Source organism: Streptomyces boncukensis (assembly GCF_011045075.1).
Taxonomy (GTDB): Bacteria; Actinomycetota; Actinomycetes; order Streptomycetales; family Streptomycetaceae; genus Streptomyces; species Streptomyces boncukensis.
In genome coordinates, this window is the sequence record NZ_JAAKZZ010000413.1 from 1 (window position 1) to 6790 (window position 6790).

Below are 6790 nucleotides of genomic sequence, written 5' to 3' on the forward strand. Positions count from 1 at the left end.
GGGGGGGGCTGCGGGGCCTCAGTGCCGTGGTGCTTCAGCCGACCGTGCGGAGCACCAGGCCCGTGGCCGGCTTCGGGCCGAACGAGGTGGACTTGCGCGGCATCGTCACGCCCTGCTCCGCCAGCGCGCGCACCGTCTCCTCGGGGACCGCGCGCATCAGCACCGCGACTCCGCCGTGCTGGGCGGCCTGGGCGACCGCCGCCTCGGTGTGGTGGATGTAGCTGATGTCGCCGGGGTGGTCCGGAACCTTCCAGATCTCGTCCAGCAGCGCGGAGTGCAGCACCGTCGCGTCCAGCTGCCGCCACACCCCGGGCCGCCCGCGCGGGACGGTCCGCTCCAGCAGCGCGGGAGCGGGGTCGCTCAGCAGCCGGAAGGTGCCGTTCCCCTCGGTGAGCAGGAAGGCGTTGCCCGGCGTCGCCTCCAGCTCCGCCAGGGCCCGGGGCAGCGGGGCGGTGAGCGTACGGACGCGGAAGCCGTCCCGCGCCATCTCCAGCCGGTCCAGCGCCTGCTGGAGCGTGAGGCGCGGGAGCACCCGGTGGATGGCCCGCACCTGGAGCGGGTAGCGGGCGGTGTCGACCAGCAGCACAAGGCCGTAGTCCCAGGGCGCCCCGGCGGCCCGCGCCCCGTTCGGGTGCGCGGCGCTGCCGTGTTCGGCGCGGAGCTTCAGATATGTGGCCCAGCGGTGGTGGCCGTCGGCGATCAGCGCCCGCTGCCGGGACAGGTCGGCGTCCACGCCGGCCAGCTCCGCCGGGTCGGTGACGGCCCACAGCCGGTGCGCGAAGCCGTCCTCCGTCGTCGTCTCCACCAGCGGGGGGTGGCGCACGGTGCGCTCGATGACGGCGGTGGCCCCGGTGCTGGTGCCGCCGCCCCGGTAGGAGAGCAGCAGCGGCTCCGGGTTGGCGGCGGTCTCGCGCATCAGCGCGGCGCGGTCCTCGACGACCTCGGCTATCACGTCCTCGTGCGGCAGCACGATGCCGTCCTCGGGAGGGGACAGGGCCAGCGCGCCGATCACGCCGCGCTGCAGCAGATCGCCCTTGCGCTGCTCGTAGACGTACAGCGCGGGCTCGGGGTCGGGCACCAGGACGCCGTCGGAGCGCCAGCGGCGCAGCGTCCGGGCCGCCTGCCGGTGCCGGACCGCCGGGTCGGCGGCCTGGGGGAGGATCAGCCGGACGATGTTGAACGGATCGGCCGTCTCCAGATGCCGCAGGCCGTCGGGCCGTACGACGACGTCGTACGGCGGGGAGGTCACCGCGGCGAGGCTGCTGATCCTGTCGGCGGCGTAGCGCAGCCCGCGGAAAGGAGTGAGTCTCAGGCCGTCAGCGGTCATCCGTGCATGCTATGCCCGCTGCGTCGGGGGTGGGTACTGGGGCACGGAGGGCGCAGGGAGTCGGATCGGGAGCGCCCGCACGCATGGGGGAGGATCGGGAGCGTACAGAACCGTCCGCCCTGACCCGGCGCGAGGAGCGACACACCATGCACACCCCGGAACCCTCTGGTGGGCCGAGCGGCCCGCGCGGCAGCGAACGCCCGCTGAGCGAGGTCTACGACACCGCGCTGCTGGACCTGGACGGGGTGGTGTACGCCGGGGGCGAGGCCGTGCCGCACGCGGTCGCGGCCCTGCGCGCGGCGCGCGCGGGCGGGATGCGGCTGGCGTACGCGACGAACAACGCGGCCCGTACGCCCTCGACGGTGGCCGCTCATCTCACGGAGCTGGGCGTGCCCGCCGCGCCCGCGGACGTCATCACGTCCGCGCAGGCGCTGGCCCGGCTCATCGCCGACGCGGTGCCGCCGGGCGCCCCCGTCCTGGCGATCGGCGCCGAGGGGCTGCGCGCCGCGCTCGCGGAGCGCGGGCTGCGCGTCGTGGACTCGGCCGACGACGGGCCCGCCGCCGTGGCGCAGGGGTACGGCGGTCCGGACATGCCGTGGGAGCGGCTGATGGAGGCGGCCGTCGCGGTCGGACGCGGGGTGCCCTGGTATGTGTCGAACACGGATCTGACCATCCCCACGGCGCGGGGCATCGCGCCCGGCAACGGCGCCGCCGTGGAGGTCGTACGGATCGCCACCCGGTGGTCGCGGGACGCGCCCGAGCCGCGGGTCGCGGGCAAGCCGCTGCCACCGATGCACCGCGAGTCGATTCTGCGGACGGGCGCTCGGCGTCCCCTGGTCGTCGGGGACCGGCTGGACACCGACATCGAGGGCGCGCACGCGGGCGGCGTGGACTCGCTGCTGGTGCTGACGGGAGTGACGGATCCGGTCGCGCTGCTGGCGGCGCGGCAGCCGCACCGGCCGAGCTATGTCGCCCGCGATCTGCGGGGGTTGCTCGCGCCGCACCCCCCGGTGACGGGGGAGGCAGCGAGCGGATTCGGGTGCGCGGGGTGGCGTGCGGGCGTCTCCGGCTCCGGGGAGGAGCTCGAACTGGAGGGCGCCGGCGACCCGGTGGACGGGCTGCGGGCGCTGTGCGCGGCGGCGTGGACCCAGGGCGGCGCCGGCGCGTGCGTCCTCGACCCGGCCAAGGCGCTGGCGAGGCTGGGGCTGTGATCGGGGGAGGCAGCCGCGGCCCGCAGGACACCACGGCCTACCCGGCCAGCGCCTCCTCCACCAGCTGGTCGTCCGTCGCGCCCAGCCGCCAGTACCCCGTGAATACGACCGACCGGCGGTCGAACTCCCGCTCCCGCACCAGATGGCGGCGGAGCGCCTTGACCGTGCCGGACTCGCCCGCGATCCAGGCGTACGGGGTGCCCGGCGGGAGCTGGGCCGCGCGCAGCGCTTCGAGGACCAGGTCGGTGCGGGGCTTGTCCGACTCGTCCCGGACCAGCCAGCTGATCTCGGCGTCCGCCGCGGTCTCCAGCTCCTGGACGTCCGCGCGGTGCGGCACCTCCAGCCAGGCCCGCACCCGGGTGCCGGCCGGGAGCCACTCCAGGATCCCGGCGACCGCGGGCAGCGCCGACTCGTCCCCGCTCAGCAGGATCCACTCGGCGCTGTCCGGCGGGCGGAAGTCGACGCCGCCGTTGTCGGCCTCCAGCGGGCCGAGCAGGGTCGCGTGGTCGCCGGGGCCGGCGAAGCGGGCCCAGCGGGTGGCGGGGCCCTCGTCCGCGCCCTCGCCGTGCATCGCGAAGTCGACGTCCAGTTCGGCGTCCTGCCCGTCGGCCCCGGCGGGCCGCTGCTGCCGGACGGTGTACGAGCGCATGACGGCGCGCTCGGCCGGGTCCATGGCCCGCCAGACGGGGAACCAGTCCACTCCGGCCTCGACCGGCACCAGCGGGCGCTCCTGGCCCGGGTGCGGCAGGAACAGCTTGAAGCGCTGGTCGCGCCCTCCGGAGACGAAGTCCGCGAGGCGCTTCCCGCCGAAGGTGACCCTCAGCAGCGCCGGGCTGATCCGCCGGGTGCGCACGACCCGGAGCTCGAAGAAGTCGAAGGGGAGGCTCATCTCATCGCACCTTCTTCGCCTGCTCGATGGCCTTGGCCAGGTCCTCGATGAGCGGCGCTGTGCCGGTGTAGGAGAAGCGGGGCTCCGGGTTCCACTCGGCGATCTGGTCCGCCTTGACCGCGGGCAGCCCGGCCCAGGACGGCTTGGACTGCAGGGCCTTGGGCTGGAGGCCCTGGGTGCGGTTGTCGAGGATGATCAGGTCGGCCTGGTACTTGTCGGCGTTCTCCCAGCTCAGCTCCTCGAAGAAGCCGTCGGAGTTGACCTTCTTGGGCCTGACGAAGTCCACCCCCAGCTCCTTGAAGTACCGCAGGTCGGCGTTGGCCTCGGGGTTGGAGACGTAGAACAGCTCCGCGTTGGCGGAGGCGGCCATCACCCGGATGCCGCCGCTGGCCTTGGCCGCCTTGCGCAGCGACTCCGACGCCTTCTCGAAGCGGGTCCTGGCGTCCTTGACGGAGGTGGCCCCCAGATCGGCGCCGAGCGACTCGGAGAGCTTCGCGAACTGCTCGATCGCCGTCCGCAGGGACAGCTTCGCGGTCTTCATCGCCACCGCGGGGGCCAGTTTGAGGATCTTCTTCTTGCTCTCGTCCGGCACGTACCACAGGGCGCCCGGCACCATCATGTTGGTGATCAGGACCTCGGGCCGGGTCTTGGCGTACTTCTCGATGTCGAACTCGCCGTACGCGTTGCCGATGATCTCCACCTTGGAGATGTCCAGGTCGCCGGCCATCACATCGGGCTTGCCGTTCTTGAGCTTGGTCGGGCCGAAGACGCCGACGATCTGGTCGCGCACGCCGAAGTCCCACAGGGCCGCGGCGGTTCCGGTGTAGGCCACGATGCGCTGCGGCACGGACTTGAGGCCGACCTTCTCGCCGCGGCCGTCGGTGAACGACCAGCCGCCGTCCTTGCCGGACCCGGACCCGGACCCGGAGCCGGATCCGGACGAGTCGTCGCCGCAGGCGGCGAGCAGCGCGGTCAGCCCGGCGGCGCCGCCGGCGGCGAGCAGGCCGCGGCGGGAGAGCTGGGGAGTGCGGGACGAGCGGGACATGTCGGGGCCTTCTCTCGATGTACGGGGCGGTCGCCTGGCCGATAGGGGGGAGGCCATGGTGGCCGAAAACGCAGTTAGGCTAACCTAACCTAACGTTGCTGTTCGTCCAGCGGCCGGGGTCCGCACCCCCGGCCCCGACCGGAGCCCGCCCGTGACCCTCATCAAGTCCCCGCCGAAGTCCCGCACGCGCGGCGCTCCCGCGGACTCCGGGGCAGCCGGGGAGGAGCAGGACGAGAGCCCCCGGCGCCCGCTGCTGCGCGCCACCGGGCTGCTCGGCGCCCTGCTGCTCCTGCTGTTCGTCGTCGTGCTCAGCCTCGCCGTCGGCGCGCGCCAGCTCTCGCTCGGCGAGGCGTGGAACGGGCTCGTCGACAGCGGCTCCCCGGCGTACGCCATCGTGCACGAGATGCGGCTGCCGCGGACGCTCATGGGGCTGCTCGCGGGCGCCGCGCTCGGCCTCGCGGGCGGCGTGATGCAGGCGCTGACCCGCAATCCGCTCGCCGACCCCGGGCTGCTCGGCATCAACGCGGGCGCCGCGGCGGCCGTCGTCACCGCGCTGTCCTTCCTCGGGGTCTCCGGCTACACCAGCACGCTGATGTTCGCCTTCCTCGGCGCCGCCGCCGTCTCCGTCCTCGTCTACGCCGTCGGCGGCGGGCGCGGCGCGACGCCCGTACGGCTGGCGCTGGCGGGCACCGCGCTGAACGCCGCGCTCATCTCCTATGTGAACGCCGTGCAACTCCTGGACACCGCCTCGCTGGACCGGATGCGCTTTTGGACGGTCGGCTCGCTGGCGCGCGCCCAGGACGCGACGGTGGCCCAGGCGGCGCCGTTCATCGCGGCCGGAGTGCTGTGCGCGCTGGCGCTGGCCCGGCCGCTGAACGCGCTGGCGCTCGGCGAGGACTCGGCCCGCGCCCTCGGCTCGAACCCGGCCCGCACCCGGGGCGTCGCCATCGTCGCGGTCACCCTGCTGTGCGGCGCCGCGACCGCCGCCTGCGGGCCGATCGTCTTCGTGGGCCTGATGGTGCCGCACATGGTGCGCTCGCTGACCGGGCCCGACCAGCGCTGGATGCTGCCGTACTGCGCGGTCCTCGCGCCCGTCCTGCTGCTCGGCGCCGATGTGCTGGGGCGGGTGCTGGGCCGCCCGGCCGAGCTCCAGGTGGGCATCGTCACGGTGGTGCTCGGCGGCCCGTTCTTCCTGTACTTCGTGCGGCGGCGGAGGGTGACCCCGGCATGAGCGTGATACGTACCGGAGGCGGCCGGTCCGTCTCCTTCCGGCCGCGCGCCCTGCTGGTGGGCCTCGGCTGCGTGCTCGTCGCGCTGGTCGTCGGGGTCTTCGCCATCGGCAGCGGCGAGTACCCCATGCCGGCGGGCGATGTGGTGCGCACCCTGCTCGGCCAGGGCAACGCCGCCGACGCGTTCATCGTGCGCGAGCTGCGGCTGCCGCGCGCCGTCACCGCGCTGCTCGTCGGCGCCGCCCTCGGACTGGCGGGCGCCGTCTTCCAGTCGGTCGTCCGCAACCCGCTGGGCAGCCCCGACATGCTCGGCTTCACCCACGGCTCGGCGACCGGCGCGCTCGTCGTCATCACGGCGCTCGGCGGCAGCAGCGCGATGCTCGCGCTCGGCGCGGCCGTCGGCGGCGTGGTCACCGGGGCACTGGTCTACGCGCTGGCCTGGCGGCGCGGCATGCACGGCTACCGGCTGGTGCTCGTCGGCGTCGGCGTCGCGGCCATCCTCACGGGCGTCAACAGCTACCTCCTCACCCGCGCCCAGATCAGCGAGGCGTCGCGGGCCGTGCTCTGGATGACCGGCAGCCTCGACGGGCGCGGCTGGGACGACGCGGTGCCGCTGCTGTGCGCCATGGCGGTGCTGGTGCCGGTGATCCTCCTCGGCTGCGGGCGCGCCCTGCGGATGATGGAGATGGGCGACGACGCGGCGTACGCGCTCGGCGTACCCGTCGAACGCGTCCGGCTGGTGCTGCTGGTGTCCTCGGTGCTGCTGGTGGCGCTGGCCGCGGCCGCCGCGGGGCCGGTCGCCTTCGTGGCGCTGACCGCGCCGCAGCTCGCCCGCCGGATCACCAAGGCGCCCGGCCCGAACCTGCTGCCGGCGCTGTGCATGGGCGCTGCCCTGCTGATGGCCGCGGACCTGGCGGCCCAGCGGGCCTTCGCCGGGCACCAGCTGCCGGTGGGCGTGATCACGGGCGTACTGGGCGGCGGATATCTGGTGTGGCTGCTGGCCACGGAACGTAAGGCTGGACGGATATGACGAGTACGGGCGCGAGCACGGAGCGGGACGTGGCACGGGCAGCGGAGCCGGAGCCGGAG

General features: G+C 74.5%; 6 protein-coding genes. 3 read left to right on the plus strand and 3 right to left on the minus strand.

What is annotated here, in order from left to right; genetic code table 11:
- Nucleotides 1-34 precede the first annotated feature (34 nt).
- Entirely contained in the window at nt 35-1327 is a 1293-nt protein-coding gene (locus tag G5C65_RS28350) for a DUF1015 family protein (RefSeq protein ID WP_165301870.1), read from the minus strand.
- A gap of 146 nt (nt 1328-1473) precedes the next feature.
- Here G5C65_RS28350 and G5C65_RS28355 point away from each other — a divergent pair, with 146 nt between their 5' ends.
- The gene (locus G5C65_RS28355; RefSeq protein ID WP_165301871.1) at nt 1474-2538 is read left to right on the plus strand and encodes an HAD hydrolase-like protein; all 1065 of its coding nucleotides are present in this window, start codon (nt 1474-1476) and stop codon (nt 2536-2538) included.
- A 37-nt stretch (nt 2539-2575) separates the two neighbouring features.
- On the opposite strand, the gene G5C65_RS28360 is transcribed toward G5C65_RS28355, so the two are convergent.
- Nucleotides 2576-3427, minus strand: coding sequence for a siderophore-interacting protein (locus G5C65_RS28360; protein WP_165301872.1), 852 nt, complete (start codon nt 3425-3427; stop codon nt 2576-2578).
- A 1-nt stretch (nt 3428) separates the two neighbouring features.
- The gene (locus tag G5C65_RS28365; protein WP_165301873.1) at nt 3429-4472 is read right to left on the minus strand and encodes an ABC transporter substrate-binding protein; all 1044 of its coding nucleotides are present in this window, start codon (nt 4470-4472) and stop codon (nt 3429-3431) included.
- A 151-nt stretch (nt 4473-4623) separates the two neighbouring features.
- On the opposite strand from G5C65_RS28365, the gene G5C65_RS28370 reads away from it, so the two are divergent.
- Entirely contained in the window at nt 4624-5703 is a 1080-nt protein-coding gene (locus G5C65_RS28370) for a FecCD family ABC transporter permease (RefSeq protein ID WP_165301874.1), read from the plus strand.
- The gene (locus tag G5C65_RS28375; protein ID WP_165301875.1) at nt 5700-6731 is read left to right on the plus strand and encodes a FecCD family ABC transporter permease; all 1032 of its coding nucleotides are present in this window, start codon (nt 5700-5702) and stop codon (nt 6729-6731) included. The genes G5C65_RS28370 and G5C65_RS28375 overlap by 4 nt, the downstream gene beginning before the upstream one ends.
- The last annotated feature ends 59 nt before the right edge of the window (nt 6732-6790 follow it).

Coding starts and splice junctions, on each gene's coding strand:
- G5C65_RS28350 (WP_165301870.1), bottom strand. CDS start 1,327: ATGACCGCTGACGGCCTGAGACTCACTCCTTTCCGCGGGCTGCGCTAC.
- G5C65_RS28360 (WP_165301872.1), bottom strand. CDS start 3,427: ATGAGCCTCCCCTTCGACTTCTTCGAGCTCCGGGTCGTGCGCACCCGG.
- G5C65_RS28355 (WP_165301871.1), top strand. CDS start 1,474: ATGCACACCCCGGAACCCTCTGGTGGGCCGAGCGGCCCGCGCGGCAGC.
- G5C65_RS28375 (WP_165301875.1), top strand. CDS start 5,700: ATGAGCGTGATACGTACCGGAGGCGGCCGGTCCGTCTCCTTCCGGCCG.
- G5C65_RS28365 (WP_165301873.1), bottom strand. CDS start 4,472: ATGTCCCGCTCGTCCCGCACTCCCCAGCTCTCCCGCCGCGGCCTGCTC.